This window comes from Dyella sp. OK004 (assembly GCF_900114495.1).
GTDB lineage: Bacteria > Pseudomonadota > Gammaproteobacteria > Xanthomonadales > Rhodanobacteraceae > Dyella_D.
Map to the genome: position 1 here is coordinate 360,045 of NZ_FOZI01000005.1, position 26,429 is coordinate 386,473.

Annotated in this window: 24 protein-coding genes and 4 tRNA genes; 14 read left to right on the plus strand and 14 right to left on the minus strand. The window is 63.0% G+C overall.

Annotation, left to right across the window (positions count from 1 at the left end; genetic code table 11):
* Nucleotides 1-268: 268 nt before the first annotated feature.
* From BM338_RS19785 to phnG, 7 genes are read right to left on the minus strand one after another with little or no spacing between them, the layout of a single operon-like run.
* Complete coding sequence (locus tag BM338_RS19785; RefSeq protein ID WP_090454086.1) at nucleotides 269-1,411, minus strand: alpha-D-ribose 1-methylphosphonate 5-triphosphate diphosphatase; 1,143 nt, start codon at nucleotides 1,409-1,411, stop codon at nucleotides 269-271.
* Nucleotides 1,412-1,446: 35 nt separating this feature from the next.
* Complete coding sequence (phnL, locus tag BM338_RS19790; RefSeq protein ID WP_090454088.1) at nucleotides 1,447-2,160, minus strand: phosphonate C-P lyase system protein PhnL; 714 nt, start codon at nucleotides 2,158-2,160, stop codon at nucleotides 1,447-1,449.
* Entirely contained in the window at nucleotides 2,157-2,927 is a 771-nt protein-coding gene (phnK, locus tag BM338_RS19795; RefSeq protein ID WP_090454090.1) for a phosphonate C-P lyase system protein PhnK, read from the minus strand. The genes phnL and phnK overlap by 4 nt, the downstream gene beginning before the upstream one ends.
* Nucleotides 2,924-3,772, minus strand: coding sequence for an alpha-D-ribose 1-methylphosphonate 5-phosphate C-P-lyase PhnJ (locus tag BM338_RS19800; protein WP_090454093.1), 849 nt, complete (start codon nucleotides 3,770-3,772; stop codon nucleotides 2,924-2,926). Before BM338_RS19800 ends, phnK begins: the two co-directional genes overlap by 4 nt.
* Nucleotides 3,769-4,851: a carbon-phosphorus lyase complex subunit gene (locus tag BM338_RS19805; protein WP_090454095.1), complete on the minus strand. Its 1,083-nt coding sequence runs from the start codon at nucleotides 4,849-4,851 to the stop codon at nucleotides 3,769-3,771. The genes BM338_RS19800 and BM338_RS19805 overlap by 4 nt, the downstream gene beginning before the upstream one ends.
* A complete protein-coding gene (phnH, locus tag BM338_RS19810; protein WP_090454097.1) occupies nucleotides 4,852-5,430 on the minus strand; it encodes a phosphonate C-P lyase system protein PhnH in 579 nt (192 codons plus the stop codon).
* Nucleotides 5,427-5,873 carry a phosphonate C-P lyase system protein PhnG gene (gene phnG / locus BM338_RS19815; RefSeq protein ID WP_090454099.1) on the minus strand — a complete coding sequence of 149 codons (447 nt, stop codon included), beginning with the start codon at nucleotides 5,871-5,873 and terminating at the stop codon, nucleotides 5,427-5,429. Before phnG ends, phnH begins: the two co-directional genes overlap by 4 nt.
* 137 nt (nucleotides 5,874-6,010) lie before the next feature.
* On the opposite strand from phnG, the gene phnF reads away from it, so the two are divergent.
* Genes phnF through phnN form a run of 3 tightly spaced genes read left to right on the plus strand, consistent with a single transcriptional unit; the run spans nucleotide 6,011 to nucleotide 7,961 of the window.
* Nucleotides 6,011-6,742, plus strand: a complete 732-nt coding sequence (phnF, locus tag BM338_RS19820; protein WP_090454101.1) for a phosphonate metabolism transcriptional regulator PhnF — start codon at nucleotides 6,011-6,013, stop codon at nucleotides 6,740-6,742.
* Nucleotides 6,742-7,404 (plus strand): DUF1045 domain-containing protein, encoded by a 663-nt coding sequence (locus BM338_RS19825; RefSeq protein ID WP_090454103.1) that lies wholly within the window; start codon nucleotides 6,742-6,744, stop codon nucleotides 7,402-7,404. Before phnF ends, BM338_RS19825 begins: the two co-directional genes overlap by 1 nt.
* Nucleotides 7,401-7,961, plus strand: coding sequence for a phosphonate metabolism protein/1,5-bisphosphokinase (PRPP-forming) PhnN (phnN, locus tag BM338_RS19830; protein ID WP_090454105.1), 561 nt, complete (start codon nucleotides 7,401-7,403; stop codon nucleotides 7,959-7,961). The genes BM338_RS19825 and phnN overlap by 4 nt, the downstream gene beginning before the upstream one ends.
* Here the strand turns inward: phnN and BM338_RS19835 are convergent.
* The 4 genes from BM338_RS19835 to BM338_RS19850 all read right to left on the minus strand — a co-directional run bounded on the left by BM338_RS19835 (nucleotide 7,958) and on the right by BM338_RS19850 (nucleotide 11,307).
* Nucleotides 7,958-8,434, minus strand: coding sequence for a RidA family protein (locus BM338_RS19835; protein ID WP_218156398.1), 477 nt, complete (start codon nucleotides 8,432-8,434; stop codon nucleotides 7,958-7,960). The genes phnN and BM338_RS19835 overlap by 4 nt on opposite strands.
* 131 nt (nucleotides 8,435-8,565) lie before the next feature.
* A complete protein-coding gene (locus BM338_RS19840) occupies nucleotides 8,566-9,867 on the minus strand; it encodes a DUF5690 family protein (protein ID WP_255367392.1) in 1,302 nt (433 codons plus the stop codon).
* 184 nt (nucleotides 9,868-10,051) lie between these two features.
* Nucleotides 10,052-10,127: transfer RNA gene (locus tag BM338_RS19845), tRNA-Ala, on the minus strand.
* Nucleotides 10,128-10,191: 64 nt separating this feature from the next.
* On the minus strand, nucleotides 10,192-11,307 hold the full coding sequence (locus tag BM338_RS19850; protein ID WP_090454110.1) for a ribonuclease D: 1,116 nt from the start codon (nucleotides 11,305-11,307) through the stop codon (nucleotides 10,192-10,194).
* Between the two features lie 108 nt (nucleotides 11,308-11,415).
* Between BM338_RS19850 and BM338_RS19855 the strand changes: the two genes are divergently transcribed.
* From BM338_RS19855 to BM338_RS19900, 10 genes are all read left to right on the plus strand, one after another.
* A complete protein-coding gene (locus BM338_RS19855; RefSeq protein WP_090454113.1) occupies nucleotides 11,416-13,368 on the plus strand; it encodes a formylglycine-generating enzyme family protein in 1,953 nt (650 codons plus the stop codon).
* A 237-nt stretch (nucleotides 13,369-13,605) separates the two neighbouring features.
* A tRNA-Leu gene (locus BM338_RS19860) sits at nucleotides 13,606-13,690 on the plus strand.
* 76 nt (nucleotides 13,691-13,766) lie between these two features.
* The gene (tig, locus tag BM338_RS19865) at nucleotides 13,767-15,059 is read left to right on the plus strand and encodes a trigger factor (protein ID WP_090454115.1); all 1,293 of its coding nucleotides are present in this window, start codon (nucleotides 13,767-13,769) and stop codon (nucleotides 15,057-15,059) included.
* 40 nt (nucleotides 15,060-15,099) lie between these two features.
* Nucleotides 15,100-15,729: an ATP-dependent Clp endopeptidase proteolytic subunit ClpP gene (gene clpP, locus BM338_RS19870; protein WP_090454117.1), complete on the plus strand. Its 630-nt coding sequence runs from the start codon at nucleotides 15,100-15,102 to the stop codon at nucleotides 15,727-15,729.
* A gap of 104 nt (nucleotides 15,730-15,833) precedes the next feature.
* Nucleotides 15,834-17,126 (plus strand): ATP-dependent Clp protease ATP-binding subunit ClpX, encoded by a 1,293-nt coding sequence (gene clpX / locus BM338_RS19875; protein WP_090454119.1) that lies wholly within the window; start codon nucleotides 15,834-15,836, stop codon nucleotides 17,124-17,126.
* A gap of 170 nt (nucleotides 17,127-17,296) precedes the next feature.
* Nucleotides 17,297-19,801, plus strand: a complete 2,505-nt coding sequence (gene lon, locus BM338_RS19880; protein WP_090454121.1) for an endopeptidase La — start codon at nucleotides 17,297-17,299, stop codon at nucleotides 19,799-19,801.
* 342 nt (nucleotides 19,802-20,143) lie between these two features.
* Nucleotides 20,144-20,416 (plus strand): HU family DNA-binding protein, encoded by a 273-nt coding sequence (locus BM338_RS19885; RefSeq protein WP_019465590.1) that lies wholly within the window; start codon nucleotides 20,144-20,146, stop codon nucleotides 20,414-20,416.
* 20 nt (nucleotides 20,417-20,436) lie between these two features.
* Nucleotides 20,437-20,511: transfer RNA gene (locus tag BM338_RS19890), tRNA-Val, on the plus strand.
* 8 nt (nucleotides 20,512-20,519) lie between these two features.
* A tRNA-Asp gene (locus tag BM338_RS19895) sits at nucleotides 20,520-20,596 on the plus strand.
* A gap of 87 nt (nucleotides 20,597-20,683) precedes the next feature.
* Nucleotides 20,684-22,588: a SurA N-terminal domain-containing protein gene (locus tag BM338_RS19900; protein ID WP_090454123.1), complete on the plus strand. Its 1,905-nt coding sequence runs from the start codon at nucleotides 20,684-20,686 to the stop codon at nucleotides 22,586-22,588.
* 74 nt (nucleotides 22,589-22,662) lie between these two features.
* Here the strand turns inward: BM338_RS19900 and BM338_RS19905 are convergent, their stop codons facing one another.
* The 3 genes from BM338_RS19905 to gloB all read right to left on the minus strand — a co-directional run bounded on the left by BM338_RS19905 (nucleotide 22,663) and on the right by gloB (nucleotide 25,523).
* Nucleotides 22,663-23,445: an enoyl-ACP reductase FabI gene (locus tag BM338_RS19905; RefSeq protein ID WP_090454125.1), complete on the minus strand. Its 783-nt coding sequence runs from the start codon at nucleotides 23,443-23,445 to the stop codon at nucleotides 22,663-22,665.
* Between the two features lie 81 nt (nucleotides 23,446-23,526).
* A complete protein-coding gene (locus BM338_RS19910; RefSeq protein ID WP_343124167.1) occupies nucleotides 23,527-24,762 on the minus strand; it encodes a LysM peptidoglycan-binding domain-containing protein in 1,236 nt (411 codons plus the stop codon).
* Nucleotides 24,759-25,523, minus strand: a complete 765-nt coding sequence (gene gloB / locus BM338_RS19915) for a hydroxyacylglutathione hydrolase (protein ID WP_090454127.1) — start codon at nucleotides 25,521-25,523, stop codon at nucleotides 24,759-24,761. Before gloB ends, BM338_RS19910 begins: the two co-directional genes overlap by 4 nt.
* 211 nt (nucleotides 25,524-25,734) lie before the next feature.
* Here gloB and BM338_RS19920 point away from each other — a divergent pair, with 211 nt between their 5' ends.
* Nucleotides 25,735-26,421: a methyltransferase domain-containing protein gene (locus BM338_RS19920; RefSeq protein ID WP_090454129.1), complete on the plus strand. Its 687-nt coding sequence runs from the start codon at nucleotides 25,735-25,737 to the stop codon at nucleotides 26,419-26,421.
* The last annotated feature ends 8 nt before the right edge of the window (nucleotides 26,422-26,429 follow it).

A 26,429-nucleotide genomic window follows, 5' to 3' on the forward strand; every position in this document is an offset into this window, starting at 1 on the left:
CTCGCCTGCGGCGGGCTTCCGAACCGCTGCCGCGGTCCGGGTCACTTTCTCTTTGCTGGCCCAAAGAGAAAGTAACCAAAGAGAAATGGCCTGAAGAGCGGACCGTGCGCTTCGTAGCTACGCCTTTTCCAGTGTCAGGCGTCGGGATGATTTTCTTCGAAGCCTTTCCGTCCAGCCCTCGCCGCAAAGAGGACCCGTTACGGGCTCGCTTCGCATCGACAGCGCGCGGTAAGAGCGCACCCTGTGCGCGATGCTTTTGCGAAGCGACTCAGAACGACCGATTGCCGCTCACCCACACGTTGCGCACGATGGGTAAGCCGTCGACGGTATGCATGCGTACGAGGTCGGCGCGCAGGCCGGTTTTCAGTTCGCCGCGGTCTTTGAAGCCGAGCGCGCGGGCTGGGTTGGAGGAGACGGTGGCGATGGCGCGTGGCATGGACCAGCCGGCTTGTGTGTGTAGCAGGAAGGCGCCGTGCAGGAGGCTGGCGGGGACGTAGTCGGAGGAGAGCATGTCGAGGCTGCCGGCTTCGGCCAGGGTCAGTGCGGCGACGTTGCCGGAGTGGGAGCCGCCGCGTACGACGTTGGGTGCGCCCATGACGGTGGTTAGGCCGAGTTTGCGTGCGGCGTCGGCGGCTTCGCGGGTGGTGGGGAATTCGGAAATGCTGACGCCGATGCGGTGGGCGTGTTCGACCTGGGTGGTGTCGGTGTCGTCGTGGCTGGCGAGCACGATGTCCTGGCCTTCCACCATCGCCAGTACGGCTTTCTCGTGACGCGCGCTGTAGGTGGCCTGTTGTTCGACGCGCTGCTTCACGACGTTGTCAAATTCGTGCTCGGTCCAGCTTGTGTGATTCTTGCTGTAGTACTTGCGGTACTGCTGGATGTCGCGGTACTGGCGCTGGCCGGGTGTGTGATCCATCAGCGAAATCAGGCGTACGCTGCTGTGGCGCATCAGCGGTTCCAGCGCTTCGATCAGGCGCGGGTAGGCGAGTTCGCAGCGCAGGTGGATCCAGTGGTCGGCGCGCAGGGCGCCGCTGTTCTGACCGGCGAGGATGGCGTCATAGGTGCTGCGCAAGGTTTCGATGCGCACGCTTTCCTCTTCGAGGTCGCCGACGGAGAGCGCGTCGAACACAGTGGTGATGCCGGCGGCGACGACTTGCGCATCGTGCGTGAGCACGGCCGGCAGCGATGGCCACAGCACACCCGCTCGTGGCATCAGATGCTTTTCCAGGTTATCGGTGTGCAGCTCGATCAGGCCGGGGATGACGTAGTCGCCCTCGCAGTCGATGGCGCCCGGCGCCTGGGTGGCGCCTTCGTCGATCAGGCGGATAAAGCCGTTGCGGGCGATCAGCGTGCCGTGCAGCACGCGGTCGTTGAGCACGATGTTGGCGTTGGTCAGGACTAAGTCGTTCATGGGATCGTCGGTATGGGTTCGTCGATTGGATGGATTCAGGCCAGTGCCATCGGGCGCATCGGAAATAGACGCGTGGCAACGCGGTCGCGCATGTCCTCGTCGTGGAAGATGCCGAGCACGGCGGCGCCGGCGTGGCGAGCTTCCTCCAGCAATTGGGCGACGACCTGGCGGTTTTCGGCGTCGAGTGAGGCGGTGGGTTCGTCCAGCAGCAGCAGCGGGCGATGCACGATCAGTCCGCGCGCGATGTTCACGCGCTGCTGCTCGCCGCCGGAGAAAGTGCCCGGCGGCAGCGGCCACAGGCGCTCCGGCACGTTCAGCCGGTGCAGCAGTGCGCCGGCACGCTGCCGCGCTTCTTCTACCGCGACGCCGGCACCGATCAGCGGTTCGGCGACGATATCCAGTGCCTGCACGCGCGGGATCACGCGCAGGAACTGGCTGACGTAGCCAAGCGTGCGGCGCCGCACATCCAGGACTTGATGCGGCGTAGCCTCGGCCAGATCGAGCCACTCGCCGGCGTGGCGCACACGCACCGCGCCGCGGCTGCTGCGGTAGTTGGCGTAGATCACCCGCAGCAAGGTGCTTTTGCCGGCGCCGGAGGGACCAGACAGCACCACGCATTCGCCAGCATGCAGAGTGAGCTCGATGCCATCGAGCACATCCAGCCGGGTGTCGTGCTGCTGATGCAGTTCGAAGGACTTGGCCAGTCCGCGGAGTTCGAGCATGGCCGGTGAAGAGAGGGAAGCGGTCATGTGGTGAGCACCGAGGAAACGAGCAATTGGGTGTAGGGATGCTGCGGGTCGTCCAGGATCTGGTCGGTGAGGCCGCTTTCCACCACGCGGCCGCCCTGCATCACCAGCGTGCGTGCGGCGAGTAGGCGCGCCACAGCGAGATCGTGGGTGACCATGATCGCGGCGAGCCCCAGTTCGTTGACCAGCCGGCGCAGCAGGTCGAGGATGCGCGCCTGCACCGACACATCGAGGCCGGCCGTGGGCTCGTCCATGAACACCAGCCGCGGTTGCGTCACCAGGGTGCGGGCGATCTGCAGGCGCTGCTGCATGCCGCCAGAGAAGCCGGTAGGTGCGTCATCGATACGCGCGGGATCGATTTCCACGCGCTCCAGCCAGCCGCGTGCGATGTCGCGCAGGCGGCCATAGTCGCGCTGGCCCAGTGCCATCAAGCGCTCGGCGACGTTGGCGCCGGCGCTGACGTTGAGGCGCAGGCCGTCGCGCGGATTCTGCGTGACGAAACCCCATTCCTCGCGAGCGAGGCGGCGGCGGTCGGCTTCGCTCAGCGCGCCGAGATCGAGCCAGTCGCCGTTCTTTTGGTGGTAGCGGACCGCGCCGGAGGTGGGAGCCAGTTGCGCCGCCACGGTGTTGAGCAGGGTCGATTTGCCCGAACCGGATTCGCCGACGATGCACAGCAGTTCGCCCGGATGCAGGTCGAAGCTGACGTCTTCGCAGCCGATGCGGCGGCCGTAGCGATGGCTCAGTGCGCGCACTTGAAGGAGGGCGCTCATGCAGCCTCCTCGGTGGCGTCGTCGCGGCGCTGGCTGCAGTAGTCGGTATCGGAACAGACGAACATGCGCGTGCCGCGATCGTCCACCACCACTTCGTCGAGATAGCTGTCGCCGGCACCGCACAGGGCGCAGTGATGTTCCCAGCGCTGAATCTCGAACGGATGATCGTCGAAGGCCAGGCTTTCCACGCGGGTGTAGGGCGGGATCGCGTACAGGCGCTTTTCGCGGCCGGCGCCGAACAGCATCAAGGCGGGCGAGCGGTCCAGCTTGGGGTTGTCGAATTTCGGGATGGGCGAAGGCGAGGTGAGATAGCGCCCGTCCACCATCACGGGATAGTCGTAACTGGTGGCGATGTGCCCGTATTGAGCAATGTCTTCGTACAGCTTCACGTGCATCAATCCATAGTCGGCGAGCGCATGCATGGTGCGTGTCTCTGCCTCGCGGGGTTCCAGGGTGCGCAGCGGTTCGGGTTCGGGCACCTGGAATACCAACAGCTGATCTTCTCGCAGCGGTATTTCAGGAATGCGATGGCGGGTCTGGATCACGCTGGCGTCGGCGGTGCGCTCGGTGGTGGCCACCCCGGCCACGCGGCCGAAGAAGCGGCGGATGTTGACCGCGTTGGTGGTGTCGTCGGCACCCTGGTCGATCACTTTCAGCACGTCGTCAGGCCCGAGCAAGGCCGCCGTGACCTGGATGCCGCCGGTGCCCCAGCCGTAGGGCAGGGGCATTTCGCGGCTGCCGAACGGCACCTGGTAGCCGGGAATGGCGACGGCCTTGAGCAGGGCGCGGCGCAGCATGCGCTTGGTGTTTTCGTCGAGAAAAGCGAAGTTGTACGGCGTGCTCATGCCAGTGCCTCCGTTCCCGCGGCCTTGCGTTGTTGCGCGGCCAGTGTGCGCAGCAGCGACAGCTCGGCCTGAAAATCCACGTAGTGCGGCAGCTTCAGGTGCTGCACGAAGCCGGAGGCTTCCACGTTGTCCGAATGCGACAGCACGAACTCCTGGTTCTGCGCCGGTGCGTAGGCGGGTTCGCCCAGTTCATCGCAGCGCAGCGAGCGGTCGACCAGGGCCATCGCCATTGCCTTGCGTTCGCCTTCGCCCATGCTCAGGCCGTAGCCGCGTGTGAACTGCGGTGGCACGCCGTTGCCACCGTGGAACTGATTGATCATCTGGCACTCGGTCAGAGTGATTTCGCCGATCTCGATGGCGAAGCCGAGTTCCTCCGGGCAGATCAGCACGTCGACTTCGCCCATGCGGATTTCGCCGGCGAACGGATGACTTTCTGCATAGCCGCGCTGGGTGGAGTAGGCCATGCCGAGCAGGAAGCCTTCGTCGCCGCGCGCAAGATTTTGCAAACGGGTGGCGCGGTCGGCGGGAAACATCAGCGGATCGCGGGTGAGGTCGGTGGGTTCCGGGTCACTGCCGGGATCGATGCGCTCGATCAAGGCTTCGGCATCGAGCAGGTCGAGCACACGCGGCATGGTGGTGGCGAGAGGCTCGTCGGCTTCGACGGTGTTGCTTGCGGCCGACGCGCCGAACTCCAGCAAGCGCTGCGTGTAGTCGTAGGTGGGGCCAAGCACCTGTCCGCCCGGGACGTCCTTGAAGGTGCCGGAGACACGGCGGCGTACGCGCATAGCCTGCGTCGCCAGCGGTTCGGAGTAGCCGAACCGCGGCAGCGTGGTGCGGTAGGCGCGCAACAGGAAGATGGCTTCCTGCATGTCGCCCGCGGCCTGGCGGATGGCAAGTGCGGCGAGGTCTTCGTCGTAGAGCGAACCTTCCTGCATCACCCGCGCCACACCCAGGCGCAGTTGCTGACGGATCTGCGCCAGCTCCAGTTCCGGCACGGCGGTGTCGCCACGGCGCGCTTCGGCGAGCAATTCCAGCGAACGGGCGATGGCGCGCTCGCCGCCTTTCACGGCAACGTACATTCAATCCTCCAGCTGACGGGTCGTGCGCGGCAACGCGAGAATGTTTTGCGCAGCGACGAAGTACAGATCGATACCCAGCGGCAGTCGTGAAGCAAGCGCCACGCGTTCGCGCCAGAAACGCTCAGGCAGGCCGTCGATGCGCACGCGCTCGACGTCGCGAATGCCAGGGCCGGCAAAGCGCGGACCGGTGTTGGCATGGAACGCTTCTACCTGCACGATCAGACTGGCCGAACGGTCGGGATAGCGTGGATCGCCCAGCGCGAAGGTATCCAGCGGCGGCATCGTGGTGGGATCGGTGATGAGTGCGAAATCGGCTTCGACCGGTGTCTGCACGAGCCCGCAGCCGGTGTGGAAGCGCAGATGCTGGGACAGTGCTTCGTCCGCCTGCTGCAGCCACACGCTGGTGCTGGTATCGCAAAGCGTAAGCAGGATGGCCATGGCAGCTGGTGTGGCCGGGACAGGTGCGGGTGCGAGTACCGGCAAGGTGCGCGGTGACGCCGGGCGCGCCATGGCTTGCAGCAATTCGCGGAAGTTGCGCTGACTGTCGAAGACGGGATGAGTGAAAGCGGCAAGCATCATTCGCCCCGCACCACGGTGAAGAATTCCACTTTGCTGGCCGCCGCCTTACGGCTGGCTGCTTCGCGGCGCGCCTGCAGCGACTGGCGCAATGGTTCCAGTACTTGCGCACTCAACTGCGGATGTTTGTCGCTGGCCTGCAGCCAGGCATCGGCGCAGGCCGCCAGTTCGGCATGTTTCGTGTTGCCGCCGCGCACCCAGGCGTGGCCGATGTGGCCATCGATCTGCACGCTGCAGCGGGTGACGCTGACTTCGCCCAGATTGAACTGGGGGCCGGTGCCGCCGATACGCCCGCGCAGCATATAGAGACCGGTCTGCGGCGGGCGCAGCCAGGTGGCGTGGGCCGGCGGCGCGAACGGCGCCATGGCCGCGGCCAGTTCGGCCGGTTCGGCTTGTGCCAGCAACGACATCCATTGCGGGCGCGCCAGGTGTGGAGAGGTGTCCATGTCTATTCCCGGGTTTGTCACAAATGTCTAGTTATCTAGACAGGGCGGAGCGCAGCAGGGCTGGCTCCGTTGCGAAACATTCCAGCAGGCCAACGTGCCGCTGCCGTGACGGTGAATAGACAAGCGAGGCGAGTGGTATGGGCGAGGTCGAGCGGGGCAGAGGCGTGGCGCTATGGAGCCAGATTGGCGACATCCTCGCCGACGACATCCTCAAGGGGCGCGTGCGCCAGGGCGAGCAACTGCCTTCGGCGCAAGAGCTGGCGGAGCGCTTCGATGTGAACCGCCATACGGTGCGGCGCGCCATCGCCGCACTGGAGCAGCGCAATCTGGTGCGCACGGAACAGGGGCGCGGCACCTTTGTGCAGGAGCAGACACTGGATTACGCGATCAGCCGGCGCACGCGCTTCACCCAGAACATGCGCAATCTCAATATCGAGGCCGATATCGAGTTCCTTAGCGATACGCGAGAGGTAGCGCCGAGCCAGGTTGCCGAAGCGATGGGCCTGGGGCGCCATGAATATGTGTTCCGCATCGAGACCTTGAGTCACGCGGATGGGCATATCGTCGACTACAGCACGGCTTATTTTCCGGCGGCGCGTTTTCCCGGCCTGCCGGCGATCTACCGGCGCACGCAGTCGGTGACGCGCACCCTGGCCGAGTTTGGCGTCGGCGATTACGTGCGCAAGCACACGCGCGTGTCGGCGCGCCTGCCCGATGCGGAGACGGCGCGGCTGATGAAGCAGCCATCCAACCGGCCCGTGCTGCATGTGCTGTCGATCAATGCGGATACGCGTGGTGTGCCGGTGCAATACGGCATCACACGCTTCTCCGGCGACTGGGTGCAACTGGTACTGATGGCGGACGATTGATGCGCTACGCGATTTACTACTGCCCGGCCGAGGACAGCGAGCTGGGGCAATTGGGCAGCGCCTGGCTGGCGCAGGCGGGAGAAGGTCTGCCCGTGCTGGACGCCGAGCGCAGCGATGCGTTGCTTGCCGACGTGCGTCGTTATGGCTGGCACGCCACACTGAGGGCGCCATTTGAGTTGGTTGAAGGGGCGTCATACGCCGCCTTGCGTGATGCAGTGGCAGCGGTCGCCACGGCGATGCCGGCTTTCGATTTATCGCTTCAGCTCGACCGGCTTGCCGGCTTTCTCGCCTTGCGCCCCCGTGGCGACAGCGCAGCGGTAGATGCGTTGGCGGAGGCATGCCTGCATGCGCTTGAGCCCTTACGGGCTCCGCCGCCGGCTGAAGCACTCCAGCGTCGCGCTGTGGGCATCGACGCCACCGAACACCTGTTATTGCAACGCTACGGATATCCCTTCGTGCTTGATCGCTATCGCTTTCATATGACGCTTTCGGCGCCGGCCACTGCGCCCGAAGAACAACGCCTGCGCGAATGGCTGGCTCCGCGTGTCGGGGCGCTCGGCGCCGCACGAGTGGACGCACTGGCGATCTGCGGTGAGATATCACCAGGGTCTTCTTTCAACCTGATCGAACGGATCGCCCTGCAGGGAGCGAAGGCAGCATGAGTGGTGGACGCTTGTATTACGTGATGGGACCTTCCGGTGCCGGCAAGGACAGCGTGCTGGGCTGGGTGCGCGAACACGGCATCTCGCATGGGGTGTTGTGTGCGCATCGCTATATCACGCGGCCGGCGCATGCCGGTGGGGAAAATCATGTTGCTTTGAGCGAGGCGGAATTTGAGTCGCGCGAGCGGCGCGGCTTGTTTGTGCTGACCTGGCGGGCGCACGGCCTGCACTACGGCATTGGCCGTGAAGTGGAGCAGTGGTTGCTGCGCGGCGCTGATGTACTGGTTAATGGTTCGCGTGGTGCTTATGAGGAAGCCTACGAACGCTTTCCAGATATCAGGCCCGTATTGATCACGGCCAGCCACGCCTGCATGGCAAAGCGCCTTGCGGCGCGGGGGCGCGAAAGCGAGGCGGATATTGCCGCGCGACTGGCGCGCAGCGAGGCCTATCGCGTGCCGGCCGATGCGCTGGTGATCCGCAACGAAAGCAGTCTCGCCGATGCGGGTGCGGCGTTGCTGGAAGCGATCCGGCAACGCCAGGGCGTGCTTGAGTCTTAGCGCGGTACTACAGCCACGGCTTCCACTTCCAGCAGCAGTCCCTCTTTTGCAAGTCGGTTGACTTCCACCAGCGTGCTGGCCGGTGGCTGCTGCGTGTTGATGTATTTGTCGCGAGCGGCGCGCAGTGCCGGCAGTTTCGACATGTCAGTGACGTACATATTGAGCTTCACGACGTTGTCGAAGCTGGCGCCTGAGGCTTCCAGTGCGGTCTTGAGGTTGGCGAAGACCTGGTCAGCCTGTGCGGCGAAATCGCCGGCACCGACCAGTTTTCCCTGCGCGTCCAGCGCGATCTGGCCAGCGATATAAATGGTGCGGCCGCTGTTCGGGACTTCGACGATGTGGGTATAGCCCGTCGGTTTGGACAGGCCGAGCGGATTGAGATGACGGATACCCGCAGGCGAGTCGCTCGCGAAGGCTGTGGACGCAACAAGCAAACCAAACAGAGCGCAGCAGAAAGCGGAGAGGCGATGCACGGGACACTCCAGGCTTGGGGAGGATTTGCATCATGTAGGAGCGCACCCTGTGCGCGAAAGCCCCGCGTGATGGGGCGGGTTTTGTCGAGCGAGCGCGGGCCGATCGGGCCGGCCGTCCACAGGCATTCGCTTCAGGCTGGTGTAGGCAGCCCCATCGGGAAACGCGCGCGCCGCGCCTTGGCACGGAAATACGCTGCCGAGGTGAGCGTGACCACCATGCCGAGTGTGGACAGTGTCACCACCGTATCGCCGTAGAACGCGGCCCATGACAGATGCATGCCGCCGAATTGCTTGGCGAGGATCACTGTCACGCTACCCAGATAGCCGCTGGCGTCGGCGATATACATCACGAAGCCGACATTGCCGGTGACGCGGAAGGTGGCCAGCATGCGTTCGAAGAAGGTGGAGTTGTACGGCACATAGGCCAAGTAGAGACCGAAGCCGCTGCCGCCGATCCAGCCCAGTGGCGAGATCAGCCCGCGCCGATGGAGCCAGGTGGCCAGCACGGCCGTGGCGAAGCCGCTGAAGATCAGCAGGTGGTTGAGCATCAGCGCCTTGAAGTTGTCGCGCACGAGCATGGTGCAGGCGGTGATCAGCAGCACGGCAATGGCGATCGGCACTTCGGTTTCGGTGAAGACCGAGGCGTTGCCGCCGCGGCCGAGATCGGTCCAGATTTCGGCCGCGAAGTTGTCGCGGAAGTCGCGCGCCACGGTGAGCGCGACATAAGCCACCACGATCATCGCGACGCCAGGCAGGAAGCGGGCGAGAAAAGCACGACGCGTGGTGGCATCCATTGGCACGCGCGCATGGCGTGCGGCAATGTCGGCGGCATCCGGGGCGGGCAGGTGTTCGAGCATCCACACGGCCAGGCACAGCAGCGGCACGAACAGCATGCCGGTGGCGAAGGGCATCCAGAATTCGCTCACGCCATGGCTCACCATCAGCCACATGCCGACCGACTTCACTACGCCGGAGCCGACGATAAAGCTGGCGCACATGAAGGCCGCCATCATTTCGGTACCCCGGCGTCCCTCCAGGTAACCAAAGATTACGCCCCACACCATGCCCAGCGGCAGGCCGTTGAGGAACAGACAGGCAATATTCCATGGCGCCGGCAGCACGGCGAAACCGAACAGCGCCAGCCAAGCGAAACCGATCAGTCCCGCCAGCGCGCGAGCGCGGCTGTGCCGCTGCATCTCAGCGATCCAGGTAATGCCGCGGAATTTGCTGAGCATGTAGCCCAGCACCTGTGCGATCACCAGCCACACTTTGTAATCGACACCGGCGAAGTGCATGCCTTCGAATGCCGCCGCGGTGAACGGCTTGCGGAATGCATACATCGACGCATAAGCGAGGAAAGCCGCGCTGCCGGCCAGCAGATTGACCAGCATAGGATGGGGACGCTGGCCGGAAACGGGAAAGCTAAGACGCACTCAGGCAGTCCTCGACGGGAATGTCGGCAGGGTGCGGGGGCTACGTTACAGCGCCGTGGCGATGTCTAGGCGAGCGGTAAGGCCTGTCGCTGCGCCGTATAGACATGGTGATGTAGAGAACGCAGGGAGCGCCTAAAACAAAACGGCGCTCCGCAAGCGGAGCGCCGTTCTGGCTGGATAGGATTGGTGGAGCGGAGGAGGATCGAACTCCCGACCTCTGCATTGCGAACGCAGCGCTCTCCCAGCTGAGCTACCGCCCCACGCGAGCCGCGAATGTTAGCAGCGGCGTCCAGTGTCCGCCAAGCCCCTGGTCTGGCGCGAATCTCAGCCAGGCAGCAGACGGGCAAGGCGGTCATGCAGCTGCTCGCGGCGCCAGCCTTCGAGGAAGTCGGGCCAGCGGCAGGTGACCACATATTCCTCCAGCGCTTTGCGCGGGCAGAGCAGGCCGGCGGGAAGGTCGAGTTCGAGGGCGAGCGCGTCAACCTGATCTTTCATGGCCGCCAGGGATTTCTTGGCATCGCCTTGCGGTGTGCCGGGAATGGCGGCCGTAGCGGCGATGTCGTCGTCGGTGATCGGCAGGGCGAGCAAGTCGAACAGTTCACCGCGTTGAGGTGTACGCAAAGCACGCTGGCCACGGCTGCGCTGCTCGAGGTCCGCGGCATTGAGTGGTGGCTGCTGGGCCAGGTTCATGGCGAGGGCATCTTCGAGCAGCCAGGGGCGCGGTCGGTCGAGCTGGCGTGCGGTCTGGTCGCGCCATTGCAGGATGCGGCGCAACCTTGCCTGTTGTGCCGGCTGCCATTCGGCAGCGCCGCGAAAACCTTGCTGCGGCTGCGGGTCGCCTCCTCGGAAACAGGCGCGGCGTTTGAGGCGCTCGCAATCTTCGGCGTGCCAGGCGCTGCGGTCGCGCTGGACCAATCGCTCGGCCAGCTGTTCGTGAACGGGGGCGAGATAGACCACGTCCAGTGTTGCGTAGGCACGCTGGGATTCGGTGAGGGGTCGCTGCATCCAGTCAGAACGTGTTTCGCCCTTGTCGAGTTCAGCGCCGACCAGTTCCGCGACCAGCGCGCGGTAGCTGATGCCTAACCCCATACCGGTGAACGCCGCGGCGATCTGTGTGTCGAACAATTGCCGCGGGCCGCCGGGTAGCAGTGGCGCCAGGGCTTCGAGATCTTCGCTGGCACTGTGCATCACTGTGATGGTGTCGCCCTGGCCAAGTTGCGGGCGTAACGCATCGCCGATGTCGAAGGCGAGCGGATCGACCAGTGCGTAACGCCCCTGCCAGCCGAGCTGCAACAAGGCCAGCTGCGGATAGAACGTGTTCCGGCGCATGAACTCGGTGTCGAGATCGAGCGAGGCGTGGGCGGGCAAGGCGGCGAGCCACTGCTCGAGTGCGTCGCGACTGGTGATCCAGTCCGCGGCCGGCGTGGTGGGGAGTTGCATTCAAGCTTCCTTGGAATACCTGACAGGTGATGTCGCTCATTGTCCTGTCAGGGGTTTGTGCCTATGTTTAGCGAAGCACCATAGCAGGCCGCCCAAGGACGCCCAACCATGCCGAGCAAGGAAACCGTACGACGACAGCGCACCATGGGTGGAGCGGTTGGCGTAGTCGTGCTTGGCATGGCGCTGGTCTATCACTTTTTTCCGCGCGTGTTTCATGTCGATCCCACGCGGGTGGCGACACAGCGCGGGATGAACCTGGGGCCGGTGTCGGCGTCGTCGAATGGAGCGCGTCTTCAGGCGACGGCGGGTGCGCAGGCAGAGCTTGATGCGGGACCGCCGTTGACCCTGGCGCCAACCGATGTGATCGTTGCCCGCATGGGCAACAAGAATGCGCACCTGCCTGAGCAGCTCAGCGCCGATACGCCGGAGGTGGAGGCGCTGCTCGATCGTGCCGGGAAGGCGTTGCGTGCCGGTCAACTGGTGGGCGACAAGGACGGCGCCGCCGCACTTTATGCCGAAGCGCTCAAGCTGAAGCCGGATAGCCGCCGGGCCGCGCAAGGTATGTATGAGGTGCGTGCGCGGCTAGTGGCGGAGATCGGTCAGGACATCGCGGTGGGTGATGCCGAGTCGGCCGGTGAGTTGCTCGGGTCGCTCAAGACGCTGCCCAATGCGCAGGATGACGTGACCCAGCTCGAAACCAAGCTGAAGACCCTGGCCCAAGTGCGCCCGATGCTGGCGAAGGCGGCGAGCCTGCTGCAGCAGGGCAAGGTGGATCAGCCGAAGGGCAATAACGCACTGGAACTGTATCGGGATGTCCAGCAGCTCGATCCCGAGAATGCCGTGGCGGGGCAGGGTATTTCCCAGGTGCAGCGTGCGGTGCTCGATCGTGCGCTGGCCGCAGTGGCGCAGAACGAATTCAAGGATGCAAGCGATGCGCTGACCGAAGCGGGCGCGATTCTGCCCGGTTCGCAGCAGTTGCAGGATGTGCAGGGGCGTGTCGACGGGATTCGCCATCAGCGCGCCAGCGGGGTGTTGGCACAGGCACGCTCCGCGCTTGACGCCGGCAACCTGGCGTTGGCGCAGCAGCTCGCCGAGCAGGCCAAGGAGCTCAGCGCCGATGTTCCCGGGCTCAACGATTTTCAGGAGCGGCTGACCAATGCCCGTTTGTACGCCAGCTACAAGCCGGGGCAGGTTTTCAACGACCGCTACGTAGATCTGCCGGGGCAGACGCCAGCGATGGTGGTGGTGCCCACCGGCAACTTCGCCATGGGAGCGCGTGACGATGAAACGGGGCGCAGCGATTCGGAATCGCCACAGCATCAGGTGACCATCGCCAAAGGCTTCGCCATGGCGCGTGCTGAGGTCACCATCGGGCAGTTCCGCGAATTCGTGCGCGCCAGCAGCTACCAGCCGGATTCAGTGAAATTGGGCGGAGCCAGTGTTTACGACGAGCGCAGCGGTGCGCTTCGCGACGATCCTGACGCTACCTGGCAGAGCGATTACGCCGGCCGCAACACCAGTGATGACAAGCTGCCAGTGGTGAATGTCTCGTGGAACGACGCCAAGGCTTATGCCGACTGGCTCAGCCAGCGCACCGGCAAGCGCTATCGTTTGCCCAGCGAGGCGGAATTTGAGTACACGCTACGTGGTGGCACGACCACGCGTTATTGGTGGGGTAACGGCACACCACCGCGCAAGGTGGAGAACCTCACCGGCAGCGGTGACCGTTCGCAGAGCGGGCGGCGCTGGAGCAATGCTTTCGCCAATTACCGCGATGGTTACTGGGGACCCGCGCCCGTGATGAGTTTCGAGGCCAATCCGTATGGCCTGTATGACATCGACGGCAACGTGTCCGAGTGGGTTCAGGACTGCTGGCATGACAACTATGTGCGGGCGCCGCTGGACGGTGCTGCCTGGGTCAATCCCGGGTGCTCAGTGCGTGTGGTGCGTGGCGGCTCGTGGGGAAGTTCGCCTGAGCAAGTGCGTTCGGCCTATCGTCAGGGGGCGGACGGCAGCGTGCGTAACGGCCGTGTCGGCTTCCGCGTGTTGCGGGAGCTTTGAGTTTTCCGCTGAAAAATACTTTTCGCTCAAGGCCTTCGCTGCATGAGTCGGGACGTGGCGGATTCCCTTGTGTTGCCGCCGCACGCAACCGTAAAATGGCCCGCTTTCGTGTAAGGGAATCATCGACTTAGGGCGAGGTGCTCGGATACGGGGCGGGAGGCGAGCGCGGGCTTGATGTTCGCGGTAATCCCCTTTGAAATCCGTGGCTTGTGGGCATCTCCTCACGGTTGCGCTGATGCGAGAGTGGCGGAATTGGTAGACGCACCAGATTTAGGTTCTGGCGGTTAATCCCGTGCGGGTTCGAGTCCCGCCTTTCGCACCATCCCTTTGTTTTTGCAGGCGGCCGGGGGCCGCCGGCGCCTGTGACGGGCGCACTTTCAGGTACTCCAGGAGACGTCATGCAGGTTTCGGTTGAAAACGTCGGCAAGCTCGAGCGCAAGCTCACGGTGAAATTCCCCGCAGAGCGCTTCGAGACGCAGGTGACTGCGCGTATCGCAGAAATGGGCCGCACTGTGCGCCTGAAGGGTTTCCGTCCGGGCAAGGTGCCTACCACGGTGATCCAGCAGCGCTTTGGCGACCAGGTTCGCGGCGAAGTGCTGTCCGACCTCATCGGTACCACGCTGCGTCAGGCGGTGGAGCAGGAAAAGCTGCGCCCGATCGCCAACCCGTCGGTGGATACCACCGGCCGCCCGGAGAACGGCGAGATCACCTATACCGCCACCTTCGAGATCATGCCGGAGTTCCCGGAGGTCGACGTGGCCGCGCTGGAGATCAAGCGCCCGGTGGCTGAAGTGACCGATGCCGATATCGAGAAGATGATCGAGACCCTGCGCGCGCAGCGCCGCAGCTTCGATCCGGTGGAGCGTGCCTCCGCCGAGGGTGATTTCGTGATGTTCGAGTACGCCGCCGTTGCCGGTGACTACCGTTTCCCGACCGAAGGTCTGGAGCGCGCCGGTAGCGTGCTGGGCTCGGGCACCCTGTTCAAGGCGCTAGACGAGGCGCTGATCGGTCGCAAGGCCGATGACTCCTTCGAGAGCGAGATTGCTTTCCCGGCGGATTTCCGCAATGAAAAGCTGGCCGGCCAGACCGCCCAGGTCAGCTTCAAGATCGTCAAGGTGCAGGAGCCCAAGCTCCCGACCGTGGACGCTGAGTTCGCCAAGCTGTTCGGTATCACCGACGGCGATCTGGACAATTTCCGCAAGGAAGTGCGCGCCAACCTCGAGCGCGAACTGAAGGCGACCCTGATGGCGCGCCTGAAGTCAGAAGTGGCCGAAAAGCTGGCCGACGCCCATCCGGAGCTGGATGTGCCGAAGGTGATGGTGCAGTCCGAAGCCCAGAACCTTGCTGCCGGCAGCGTGCCGCGTGGCCAGCAGCCGCCGCCGCAATTGGTCGAGGCAGCCGCCCCGATCGCGCGCAAGCGCGTTATCGCAGGCCTGCTGATGGGCGAAATCGCCCGCAAGCAGGAGCTCAAGCTCGATCGCACCCGCGTCGCCGAGCAGCTGGCCGCGATTGCCTCGACCTACGAGGAGCCGGAGAAGGTCATTGAACTCTATAACGGCGACCCCCAATTGATGTCCGGGCTGCAGAACCGCGTGATGGAAGACCAGGTGGCCGTGTGGGTGGCGGACAACGCCAAGACCACCGACGAAACCCTGAGCTTCGACGAGGTCATGCGCCCGGTCAGTGCCTGAGGCGTATAAGATCAGGCCCATCAACCGGAGAGCGACAAGCATGGCCATGGATCAGATCCAGAACCTCAACCTGGTACCTATCGTTGTCGAGCAGACCGCTCGTGGCGAGCGCTCGTATGACATCTACTCGCGCCTGCTGAAGGAGCGTGTCATCTTCCTCGTCGGCGAAGTCAACGATCAGGTTGCCAACCTGCTGGTCGCGCAGATGCTGTTCCTTGAATCGGAAAATCCGGACAAGGACATACATCTCTATATCAACAGCCCGGGCGGTGCGGTCACCGCCGGGCTGGCGATCTACGACACCATGCAGTTCGTCAAGCCCGACGTCAGCACCATGTGTATCGGCCAGGCCTGCAGTGCGGCCTCGCTGTTGTTGATGGCTGGTGCCAAGGGCAAGCGCTATTCGCTGCCAAATTCGCGCGTGATGATCCATCAGCCGTCGGGTGGCGCCCGCGGCCAGGCGACCGATATCGAAATCCAGGCGCAGGAAATTCTGTACCTGCGTCGCCGCCTGAACGACATCTATGTGCAACACACGGGCCAGCCGCTCGACAAGATCGAGCGGGACATGGAGCGCGACCGCTTCATGAGCGCCGAGGCCGCCCGTGAGTACGGCCTGATCGACCAGGTGCTGGACCGCCGGGCGGTCGAGACGGTCAAGTCGGCCTGATTTGCGGCCGTTATAGAGCTTGAAAGCCGGGTTCTGCGTCTGGAATCGGACGCGGAACCCTGTGCTATTCTCGCCTCGCAACCGATTTACAGCAGGGTTACAGCATGACTGACGAGCGGCAGGGCCGTTCCAACGACAGCGGCAAGATTCTCTACTGCTCCTTCTGCGGCAAGAGCCAGCATGAAGTGCGCAAGCTGATCGCGGGTCCTTCCGTGTTCATCTGCGACGAGTGCGTGGAGCTTTGCAACGACATCATCCGCGAGGAGTTGGAGGAGAAGGCCGCCTCCGGGCGAAACCAGCTGCCCAAGCCGCGCGAGATCATGGAGACGCTCGACCAGTACGTGGTCGGCCAGACCCGCGCCAAGAAGGCGCTGGCGGTGGCGGTGTACAACCACTACAAGCGTATGGAGTCGCGCTCGAAGAGCGACGAAATCGAGCTCGGCAAGTCCAACATTCTCCTGATCGGTCCGACCGGTTCGGGCAAGACGCTGCTGGCGGAAACGCTGGCCCGTCTGCTCAACGTGCCGTTCACCATCGCCGATGCCACCACGCTGACCGAAGCTGGTTACGTGGGTGAGGATGTCGAGAACATCATTCAGAAGTTGCTGCAGAAGTGCGACTACGACGTCGACAAGGCGCAGTCGGGCATCGTCTATATCGACGAAATCGACAAGATCTCGCGTAAGAGCGAGAACCCGTCGATCACTCGCGACGTGTCGGGCGAAGGCGTGCAGCAGGCGCTGTTGAAGTTGATCGAGGGCACGTTGGCCTCGGTGCCGCCGCAGGGCGGTCGCAAGCATCCGCAGCAGGAATTCCTGCAGGTCGATACCAAGAACATCCTTTTCATCTGCGGTGGTGCATTCGCCGGTCTGGAGAAGGTGATTCAGCAGCGCTCCGAAACCACGGGTATCGGCTTCTCGGCCGAAGTGCGCAGCAAGGAGCGCACCGAAAACCTGGGTAAGGTGCTGGCTGATGTAGAGCCTGCTGACCTTGTGCGTTTCGGTTTGATTCCGGAGTTTGTCGGCCGCCTGCCGGTGGTTGCTACTCTCGACGAGCTGGACGAGCCGGCCCTGGTCAAGATCCTGACCGAGCCGAGGAACGCCGTCACCAAGCAGTTCAAGAAACTGTTCGAGATGGAAGGCGTGGAGCTGGAGTTCCGTCCGGAGGCTCTGCAGGCGATCGCCCGCAAAGCACTCAAGCGCAAGACGGGCGCTCGTGGCCTGCGCACCATCCTGGAGCAGGTGCTGCTCGACACCATGTATGAGCTGCCCTCGCTAGAGCATGTCAGCAAGGTGGTCGTGGATGATGCGGTGATCAATGGTCAGGCTGAGCCTTATCTGATTTACCGCGGCAATCTGCAGCAGCGCGTAGCAGGTGAGGGCGGCGACGCCGCCTGAAAACCGGCCATAGCCTGAACGAAGCGGCTCCGGCATTGCGCCGGGGCCGTTTTTGTTTTCCGCGAAGCTATCTGCACTTGTGTGGAAGCAGCCTCACCTCCACTTGACGGAAAGATGCCTCCGGCGCAGTGTCGGGGCGTAGTCGCATTACTCCCCGAGGGACCTTTTACATGGCAAAAAATGCCCCCCTTCCTGTCGCCAGCGGAGCCGCGCTGGACGCCCTGCCGGTACTGCCGCTGCGCGACGTGGTGGTCTACCCTCACATGGTCATCCCGCTCTTCGTCGGCCGTGACAAGTCGATGCGCGCGCTTGAGCGTGCCATGGAGGGTGAGCGGCAGATCCTCCTCGTAGCGCAGAAGAGCCCTGACATCGATGATCCGGCTGTGGCCGATCTGCACGAGATCGGTACGCTCGCCGGTGTGCTGCAATTGCTGAAGCTGCCCGATGGCACCGTAAAGGTGCTGGTCGAAGGTCAGGCACGCGTCTCCGTTGAGAAGTATCAGGAAGACGGCGGTATGCTGATGGCGACGTCGCGCGTCATCGAGCCCGTCTACAGCAACAAAGAACGTGAGCTCGATGTGGTATCGCGCACGTTGATCTCGCTGTTCGAGCAGTTGGTGAAGCAAAGCCGCAAGCTGCCGCCGGAAGTGTTGGCGACCTTGTCGGGCATCGACGACCCATCGCGCGTCGCGGACTCCATCGCGGCGCACCTTTCCGTGCGCATGGCTGATAAGCAGAAAGTGCTCGAGACTTCCGATGTCGGTCAGCGCCTGGAGCTGCTCATCGGCCTGGTCGATGGCGAGATGGACTTGCAGCAGGTAGAGAAGCGCATCCGCGGTCGCGTGAAGTCGCAGATGGAGAAGAGTCAGCGCGAGTACTACCTCAACGAACAAATGAAGGCTATCCAGAAAGAGCTCGGCGAGAGCGAGGAAGGCCCGAACGAGATCGAAGAGCTGCAGAAGAAGATTGAACAGGCAGGCATGCCCAAGGCCGTGCTGGCCAAGGCGCGCCAGGAGTTCAGCAAGCTGCGCCAGATGTCGCCGATGTCGGCCGAGGCCACGGTGGTGCGCAACTACCTGGACTGGCTGGTCGGTGTGCCGTGGAAGAAGCGCAGCAAAGTGCGTAAGGATCTGCAGCTCGCGCAGGACGTTCTCGACGCCGATCACTTCGGCCTGGAGAAGGTCAAGGAGCGCATCCTTGAATACCTGGCCGTGCAGCAGCGTGTGAACGCCATGAAGGGTCCGATCCTCTGCCTGGTCGGTCCGCCCGGTGTCGGCAAGACTTCGCTGGGTCAGTCAATCGCCAAGGCAACCAACCGCAAATTCGTCCGCATGAGCCTCGGCGGTGTGCGCGACGAGGCTGAAATCCGTGGCCATCGCCGTACCTATATCGGTTCGATGCCGGGACGCATCGTGCAGAACATGAACAAGATCGGGACCAAGAACCCGCTGTTCGTGCTGGACGAAATCGACAAGATGTCGATGGACTTCCGCGGCGATCCGTCTTCGGCATTGCTGGAGGTGCTCGATCCGGAACAGAACCACGCATTCAATGACCATTACCTGGAGGTCGATCTCGACCTGTCCGAGGTGATGTGGATCGCTACGGCGAACTCGCTCAATATTCCTGGCCCGTTGCTCGATCGCATGGAGGTCATTCGCATCCCGGGTTATACCGAAGATGAGAAGCTGGCGATTGCGCAGAAATACCTGCTCCCCAAACAGTTGAAGGCAAATGGGCTGAAGTCGGAAGAGTTGAGCGTGTCCGAGGATGCCGTGCGCGACATCGTGCGCTATTACACGCGCGAATCGGGTGTGCGTAATCTGGAGCGCGAGATATCCAAGATCTGCCGTAAGGTAGTAAAGGAATTGACCCTTGGCGAGCTGAAGAAGAGCAAGGTGAAGGCCAAGGCTTCGGCCGCAAAGACGGCCAAATCCAAGGCCAAGCCGGCGCCGGGTCATGCCAAGGTCGATTCGTCCAATCTCGAGCACTATCTGGGTGTTCGCCGCTTCGATTTCGGGCGCAAGGAGCTTCAGAACGAAGTTGGCCTGGTCACGGGTTTGGCCTGGACCCAGGTCGGCGGCGATCTGCTCAGCATCGAGGCTTCAGTGGTTGCCGGCAAAGGGCGGTTGGTGAATACCGGCCAGCTTGGCGACGTCATGAAGGAGTCGATCCAGGCGGCGCTCACGGTGGTTCGCGCTCGTGCCGAACGGCTGGGTATCGATCCGGAGTTCCATCAGAAGCTCGACCTGCATATTCACGTACCGGAGGGTGCGACGCCGAAGGACGGCCCCAGCGCAGGTATCGCCATGTGCACGGCACTGGTCTCCGCTTTGACCAAGGTGCCGGTACGCTCCGAAGTGGCGATGACCGGCGAGATAACGCTGCGCGGCCGTGTGCTGCCGATCGGCGGTCTCAAGGAGAAGCTGCTGGCGGCGCACCGTGGCGGCATCACTACCGTAATCATCCCGGAAGACAACAAGAAGGATCTTGCGGATATCCCGGCCAATATCACCGGCTCGCTGGATATCCATCCGGTACGCTGGATCGACGAAGTGCTGGATATCGCGCTGGAGCGTCCTCTGCAGCCCCTGCAGGTCAAGCAGGAGGCAACGAAGACGGTCGAGGCGCCGATCGACGAAGAGTCAACCGAGACGGCGGTGCGTCCTCACTGATCTCATTTTGAGTTCCGCAAAAGCAGAAGGTGGCATGCCGCAGGCATGTCACCTTTTTGTGTGATGGATGTCCGCAGTTAGTGCATCGCGTAACGTTTCATAACATGTAATGCAAGTGCTTCCGCGTAAGCTTCAAAAACCCTGAAAGCCTTGGTATTGCTTGTATTGCGGACCCCATAGGGCACTGGTATAAAGGGCGGCACCGCAATCCTCGCGCGATGTTGGAAGCGCAGCGATGCGGGGTCGCGGGACGGCGCCAATCGGTAGCCAACCATCTAAGTCGGCGTTGTCTCGTCCCAGACTGACCACGCGGGCCGCATAATCGTTTAAGGGAGTGACTCAATGAATAAAACCGATCTGATCAATGCCATTGCCGAGAAGGCCGAACTCACCAAGGCTGACGCCGGTCGCGCGCTCGAGGCTTTCTTCGAGACCGTGCAGAAGGCGCTGAAGAAGGGTGACGATGTGTCGGTGGTTGGCTTTGGCACCTTCACTGTGCGCAAGCGCGCTGCCCGCACTGGTCGCAACCCGCGCACCAACGAGACGATCAAGATCAAGGCTTCGAAGGTTCCGGCCTTCAAGGCTGGCAAGACCCTGAAGGATGCCCTAAACTAAGCGGCTCTCCGCCTGGTTTTGGGTGCTTAGCTCAGCGGTAGAGCGTCGCCCTTACAAGGCGAGGGTCGTAGGTTCGATCCCTACAGCACCCACCAAAAACTGCGGAGCGGTAGTTCAGTCGGTTAGAATGCTGGCCTGTCACGCCGGAGGTCGCGGGTTCGAGTCCCGTCCGCTCCGCCACAGTTCGCAAGGGCGCCCCTGTGGCGCCCTTGTCTTTTTATGGACCGCGCAATCGCGCTTCGATCAACCCTTGTCGGGAAGATTCCCATGTTGCAGGCACTACGTACCAAGCTTCACGGATGGCCGTCCATCGTCATTCTGGGCATCTGCGTCTTCGCTATTTCGTTCTTCGGCATCGAGTCGTATTTCATGTCGCAGACCGAAACCTTTGTGGCGAAGGTTGGCAAGCATGAAATTTCCCAGCAAGAGTTTCAGAACCGCCTGAACCTGCTGCGCCAGCAGACGAGCGCGCAGCAGGGCGATCAGTTCGATCCCAGCGTGTTCGAAAAGCCCGAGACCAAGCAGCGCGTGCTGGATGCGATGATCGACCAGCAGCTGCTCACGCAAGCGGCCACCGATCTTGGCATGCGTGTTTCCGATCAGGCGCTGCGTGACACCATCGCGGGCATTCCCGGTGTGCAGGTCAATGGCAAGTTCGATCCGGCGATGTATCGCGCCTGGCTGGCGGGGCAGGGCAAGACCTCGAATCAGTTCGAGGGCGAAGTGCGCAACGAGCTGAGCATCACCCAGATCCCCGGTGCGATCGGCGCAAACACGATCGTCACCGATGCCGAACTGAACCGCTATCTCAACCTGAGCATGCAGCGCCGCGACCTGCGCTACTTCAGCGTGCCGCGCCCCGCGTTGACCGACAGCAATGTCGACGATGCGCAGGTCGATGCCTATTACAAGGCACATCAGGCCGACTTCATGAATCCCGAGCAGGTTTCGGTGAAATACATCGAAGTGAACGGTAGCGATCTCAAGCTGGACGCACAGCCCAGCGATGCGGATCTCAAGAAGCGCTACGACGATGAGAAGCAGCGCTTCGTGCAGCCGGAACAGCGCCTGGTTTCGCACATTCTGATCAACGTGCCGAAGAACGCGACGCCGGAGCAGCAAAAGGCCGCATTGGCCAAGGCGGAGCAGATTGCATCGGAAGCGAAGCCAGATAACTTCGCCAAGCTGGCCGAACAGTCTTCGGACGATCTCGGCTCCAAGCGCAGTGGCGGTGACCTCGGTTGGCTGGAAAAGGGCGTGGCCAACGCCGCGTTCGACGATGCCTTGTTCTCGCTGCAGAAGGGTCAGGTGTCCAAGCCGGTACTGTCCGACGAGGGTTACCACGTACTGTGGCTGCGTGACCTCCGCAGCGGCCAGGCCAAGCCGTTCGAAGAAGTGCGCGACCAGTTGGCGAAGGAAGTGATGACCGGTGAGCGTGACCGCAAGTTCAACGAACTTGCCGGCAAATTGACGGACAGCGCCTATCAGAACCCGTCGTCGCTCGAACCCGCCGCGCAGGCGCTGGGTTTGCCGATCAAGAGCACGGAGTTGTTCTCGCGTCAGGGCGGCAGTGGCATCGCCAGCAATCCCAAGCTGGTGCAGGCGGCGTTCGCGGATGATGTATTGGCACAGGGCAACAACTCGGGCCTGATTGAACTCGGTCCCGATCACTCCGTCATCATCCACATCGACAAGCACGTGTCTGCTGCGGCGAAGCCGCTGGCTGAGGTGCACGACGCCGTGCGTCAGAAGATCCTCGATGAACGCATTGCCGCGGCGGCCAAGGCCAAGTCTGATGCGCTGCTGGCCCGCGTGCAGAAGGGCGAGGACATGACGGCTGTGGCGGCATCAGTGGGAGCCGCGATCAAGAGCGCTAGCGAGATTACGCGTGGCCAGAGCGACATTGCGCCCGCATTGATCAGTGAGGCATTCACCTTGCCGCACCCGGCGTCAGGTAAGCCGCAGTTCGCCAGCGTGGCGGAGCAGGACGGCTCCTACGCGCTGCTGGCGGTGGACAAGGTGCAGGATGCGGATCTGGCCAAGGCGCCGGCCGAGTTGCGCACTGGGTTGCGGCAGCAGATGGTGCAGGCCTATGGCGGCTCGGCGACGCAGGAATTCATCGATGCGCTGAAAGCGAAGACCGAGATCAAGATCGCCAAGGACCGCATGTAAGTTGTCTTTGCGAGGTTGCGAATAAAAAAGGGCGGCCCGACGGCCGCCCTTTTTTATTCGCGGGACACCACTGCTTAGACGCCTGTCATACCCAGGATGTTGTAGCCGGCATCCACATAAGTGATCTCGCCGGTGATGCCAGAAGCCAGGTCCGAACACAGGAAGGCACCGACATTGCCGACTTCATCGATAGTGACGCTACGGCGCAACGGAGCATTCTCGTCCACGTGATCGAGCATCTTGCGGAAGTTGGAAATGCCCGCCGCAGCCAATGTCTTGATCGGTCCGGCCGAGATGGCATTGACGCGAGTGCCCTCCGGACCAAGGTTGACGGCCAGATAACGCACGTTAGCTTCCAGACTGGCCTTGGCCAAGCCCATCACGTTGTAATTCGACAGTACGCGCTCCGCTCCCAGATAGGTCAGCGTCAGGATGGCGCCGCCGCGCCCGGCCATCAGCGGCCTGGCTGCCTTGGCCAGGGCGGCCAGGCTGTAGCTTGAAATATCGTGCGCGATGCTGAAGTTCTCGCGTGTGAGATTGTCCAGGAATTCGCCTTGCAACGCTTCGCGCGGTGCGAAGCCGACAGAGTGAACCAGGACATCGAAGCCATCCCAGTGTCTGCCCAGCTCGCGGAACAGACTGTCGACCTGGGCGTCTTCCGCCACGTCGCAAGGCAGCACGATGTTGGAGCCGAAGGCGTTTGCGGCTTCGTCGACACGATCTTTCAGGCGGTCGTTCTGGTAGGTAAAGGCCAGTTGCGCGCCTTCGCGATGCATGGCATTGGCGATACCCCAGGCGATTGAGCGCTGGCTGGCGATGCCCACAATCAGGGCGCGTTTGCCGTGCAGGAATCCCATGCGTCCTCCAGCGAGTGGCGCCGCAACGGCGCGTTGCGGCGCGAGTCTAGCAGGCGTGATAGGTACGGCGCGGGAGGTCGTTTAGCCGGGTGCGCTGACTTTCAAGATCTGGCCCAGGCGCAGCTTGGCCCCCTGCAGATGGTTCCAGCGCTTGAGTTGATCGATATTGAGCGAATAGCGCCGCGCAATGATCCACAAGGTATCGCCCGACTTGACCGTGTGCGTCTTGGCACCGGCCGCTGATTCTTGGTAGTCAGTAGCGGGCGAGGGGCCGTCGCCGCTATCGGCCAGCAGAGGCAGTTGTGGCTTGTTCGTCTCGGCCGAGGCGACGGCGTCGCTGCCACTGACCTGCAACGCATTGCGGAATTGCTCGGCGTGGCTGCGCGGCATCAACAGGTAGGAAGCCGAGCGCTTGTCGATATAGCCATTGCGGAACCCGGCGTTGAGATCCTTCAGCTCATCCACCGACATGCCCGCGTGATCGGCGGCTTGCGCGATCGGCATCGACTTGTCGATATCCACGGACACCAGACGCTGCTCGGCCGGCAGTAGCGGCAGGTTGACTTTGAAGCGTCCCGGTTCGCGCACGATGCAGGAGATTGCCAGAAGTTTGGTGAGATGCTCGCGAGTGATGCGCTTGACCGGCATACGCGGAATCACCGGTTCGGCGGCGGGCATGCCGTGCTGATCGATCAGTTTGCGAACAGCGAACTCGCCTGCATTGAATGCGTAATCCGCCATGCGCCAGTCACCAAGATCATCGTGATAGCGGCGTAGCAAAGCCATGATGGCATCGGTGGCGGCTGGAACGTCCAGGCGTCCGTCATAGTTCTTGTCCACGCGCATGCCGAGTGCGTTGGCGGTGATCGGCATGATCTGCCACATGCCGGCGGGATTGCCCTTACTGCCTGGCACCGGTCGGTATTGGCTTTCTACCCAGGGCAACAGGGCGAACTCACCGGCCACGCCATGCTTTGCCGCGATCTGTTGCACATAGATCAGGCGCGGCATCACTTCGCGCATCTGCGCTTCGAAGCGCTGCGGACTTTGTGTATAACGGCGCGCCCAGGCGAGGATGGCCGGATCGGCATCACAGTCGGCCATGGCGAAACTGCCGCGCAGTTGCTCCCAGACGTTGGTGTTTTCCTGCGGCGTTGCGGCTGAGCCAACGGTGCGCGTTACGTCGTGAACCGTTGGCGTCGCGGATGGTGCGACGGTGCCGACGGGGTTATGCGGAGCGACGGGAGGTGTGCTGGCGCATGCCGCAAGCAGCATGGAAAGAGCGACAGGCAGCGGGCGAAGAAGAGAGCGTTTCATCCGCGAAATACATCCTTGGCAGCACGCAGGGCTGCAAATCGAGCGATGCGCCCGGCAGCAGCGCCGTGATGGCGACACCATGCTTCGATGTCGTCGCTATCCACGCGCAGGAAGGGATTGGTAGCCAGTTCGGTTTCCAGTGCCACCGGAAGGCTGGGTTGCTGGCGATCGCGTAACGTCCGCACTTGTTCCACACGCTCGGCGAGTACGGAGTTGTGCGGTTCGACTGTGAGCGCGAAGCGGCCGTTGGCCGCAGTGTATTCGTGTGCGCAGCAGACCATGGTGTCGCCCGGCAGCGCAGCGAGTTTGTCCAGCGAAGTCAGCATTTGTTCCGGCGTACCTTCGAACAGACGGCCACAACCCATGCTGAAAAGTGTGTCGCCACACAGCAGCAGGCCTTCACCGACGTAAGCGATATGGCTGCGTGTATGGCCCGGAATTTCGATCACGCGGAAGCGCGCGCGTGGCATGTCGATCTCGACTTCATCGCCATCTCGCACACGCCGCGTGACTTCGCCGATACGCTCGTCGTGTGGTGCGTAGACAGGCACAGGATGGCGCGCGAGCAGCGCACCTACACCGCCGATATGATCGTTGTGGTGATGGGTCAGGAGCATCGCGCGCAGTTGTAGCTGGCGCTCCTGCAGCGCGGTTTCCACCGGTGCGGCTTCACCTGGATCGACCACGATCGCGTTACCTGCGTCGTCGTAGAGCATCCAGACGTAATTGTCGGCAAGCGCCGGTAACGGTACGACGTGCAAGGGTCACTCCTCTGCGGATTCGTATCGACTGACGCAGGCATCCGGCTTGCGCGAAGCGACCGAATATAAAGCCGGGCGGGTGGCCGCTCGTTAGCGAGGTGTTAACGGCCGGGATCCCCATTCAGTCTTGTGCCCCAGTTCGGCCTGGGACTGAGAGCCACGACCCAGTGCCAGCTATTACACTCTCGGCTTGACCGTGGGCCGTTGACGCATGCCGCAGCGCGACAAAGACATTTACGCCAGTGCGCCCCTTCGCCATCTCCTGGCTGAAGAGGCCGCGGCGCTATTGCCTGATCTCCAGCGCTGCGCCGGTACGCACGCGCTGTTGGTGTCCGCGTTGTCGCATGATCGTCCGCCGGTCTTGCCATTGCTGGGCAACTGGGCGCGCTTACGCCTGGTGGGCCATCGCTATCACGGCGATGCCCGTGCCCGCGCGGATGAAGCCCTGCCATTTATCGATGATGCTTTCGGTCTGGTCTTATTGCGTCACGCCGTCGAAGTGGCGCCCGCGCCGCAAGAACTGTTGCAAGAGGCCTGCCGTGTACTTGCACCCGGTGGCGTATTGGTACTCACTGGCCTGCATCCATGGAGTGGCTGGTTGCCCTGGCTTTATTGGCAGGGGCGCGATGGTGTTATGCCGGCCTTGAAGTCACCCTTGACGCTCGAGCGTTGGGTGCGTGCGGGTGAGCTGGATGTCGAGCGGATGCAGCGTGTGGGTCATGTGTGGCCGCATAGTGGTACTGACGCTCGCGGTGTCCATGCCTTTGGCGGAGGTTACGTACTGATCGCGCGCAAGCGCCGGCGTGCAGTAATGCCGACGCGCCTGAAACCCAAGCTGGTATCGGCGCCGGTGAATGTAAATCTGGCACCCGGTGCGAGGCGCAGCGCCTCGTCCTGATGCCCTGA

Bases quoted from the DNA above. Each gene is read 5' to 3' on its own strand.
- phnG (WP_090454099.1), bottom strand. From the start codon at position 5,873: ATGGACACCTCTCCACACCTGGCGCGCCCGCAATGGATGTCGTTGCTG.
- BM338_RS19850 (WP_090454110.1), bottom strand. From the start codon at position 11,307: ATGCAACTCCCCACCACGCCGGCCGCGGACTGGATCACCAGTCGCGAC.
- BM338_RS19900 (WP_090454123.1), top strand. From the start codon at position 20,684: ATGTTGCAGGCACTACGTACCAAGCTTCACGGATGGCCGTCCATCGTC.
- phnL (WP_090454088.1), bottom strand. From the start codon at position 2,160: ATGACCGCTTCCCTCTCTTCACCGGCCATGCTCGAACTCCGCGGACTG.
- BM338_RS19855 (WP_090454113.1), top strand. From the start codon at position 11,416: ATGCCGAGCAAGGAAACCGTACGACGACAGCGCACCATGGGTGGAGCG.
- BM338_RS19920 (WP_090454129.1), top strand. From the start codon at position 25,735: ATGCCGCAGCGCGACAAAGACATTTACGCCAGTGCGCCCCTTCGCCAT.
- clpX (WP_090454119.1), top strand. From the start codon at position 15,834: ATGACTGACGAGCGGCAGGGCCGTTCCAACGACAGCGGCAAGATTCTC.
- BM338_RS19825 (WP_090454103.1), top strand. From the start codon at position 6,742: ATGCGCTACGCGATTTACTACTGCCCGGCCGAGGACAGCGAGCTGGGG.
- lon (WP_090454121.1), top strand. From the start codon at position 17,297: ATGGCAAAAAATGCCCCCCTTCCTGTCGCCAGCGGAGCCGCGCTGGAC.
- phnK (WP_090454090.1), bottom strand. From the start codon at position 2,927: ATGAGCGCCCTCCTTCAAGTGCGCGCACTGAGCCATCGCTACGGCCGC.
- phnF (WP_090454101.1), top strand. From the start codon at position 6,011: ATGGGCGAGGTCGAGCGGGGCAGAGGCGTGGCGCTATGGAGCCAGATT.
- BM338_RS19800 (WP_090454093.1), bottom strand. From the start codon at position 3,772: ATGAGCACGCCGTACAACTTCGCTTTTCTCGACGAAAACACCAAGCGC.
- phnH (WP_090454097.1), bottom strand. From the start codon at position 5,430: ATGATGCTTGCCGCTTTCACTCATCCCGTCTTCGACAGTCAGCGCAAC.
- BM338_RS19885 (WP_019465590.1), top strand. From the start codon at position 20,144: ATGAATAAAACCGATCTGATCAATGCCATTGCCGAGAAGGCCGAACTC.
- phnN (WP_090454105.1), top strand. From the start codon at position 7,401: ATGAGTGGTGGACGCTTGTATTACGTGATGGGACCTTCCGGTGCCGGC.
- BM338_RS19910 (WP_343124167.1), bottom strand. From the start codon at position 24,762: ATGAAACGCTCTCTTCTTCGCCCGCTGCCTGTCGCTCTTTCCATGCTG.
- BM338_RS19785 (WP_090454086.1), bottom strand. From the start codon at position 1,411: ATGAACGACTTAGTCCTGACCAACGCCAACATCGTGCTCAACGACCGC.
- tig (WP_090454115.1), top strand. From the start codon at position 13,767: ATGCAGGTTTCGGTTGAAAACGTCGGCAAGCTCGAGCGCAAGCTCACG.
- BM338_RS19805 (WP_090454095.1), bottom strand. From the start codon at position 4,851: ATGTACGTTGCCGTGAAAGGCGGCGAGCGCGCCATCGCCCGTTCGCTG.
- BM338_RS19905 (WP_090454125.1), bottom strand. From the start codon at position 23,445: ATGGGATTCCTGCACGGCAAACGCGCCCTGATTGTGGGCATCGCCAGC.
- clpP (WP_090454117.1), top strand. From the start codon at position 15,100: ATGGCCATGGATCAGATCCAGAACCTCAACCTGGTACCTATCGTTGTC.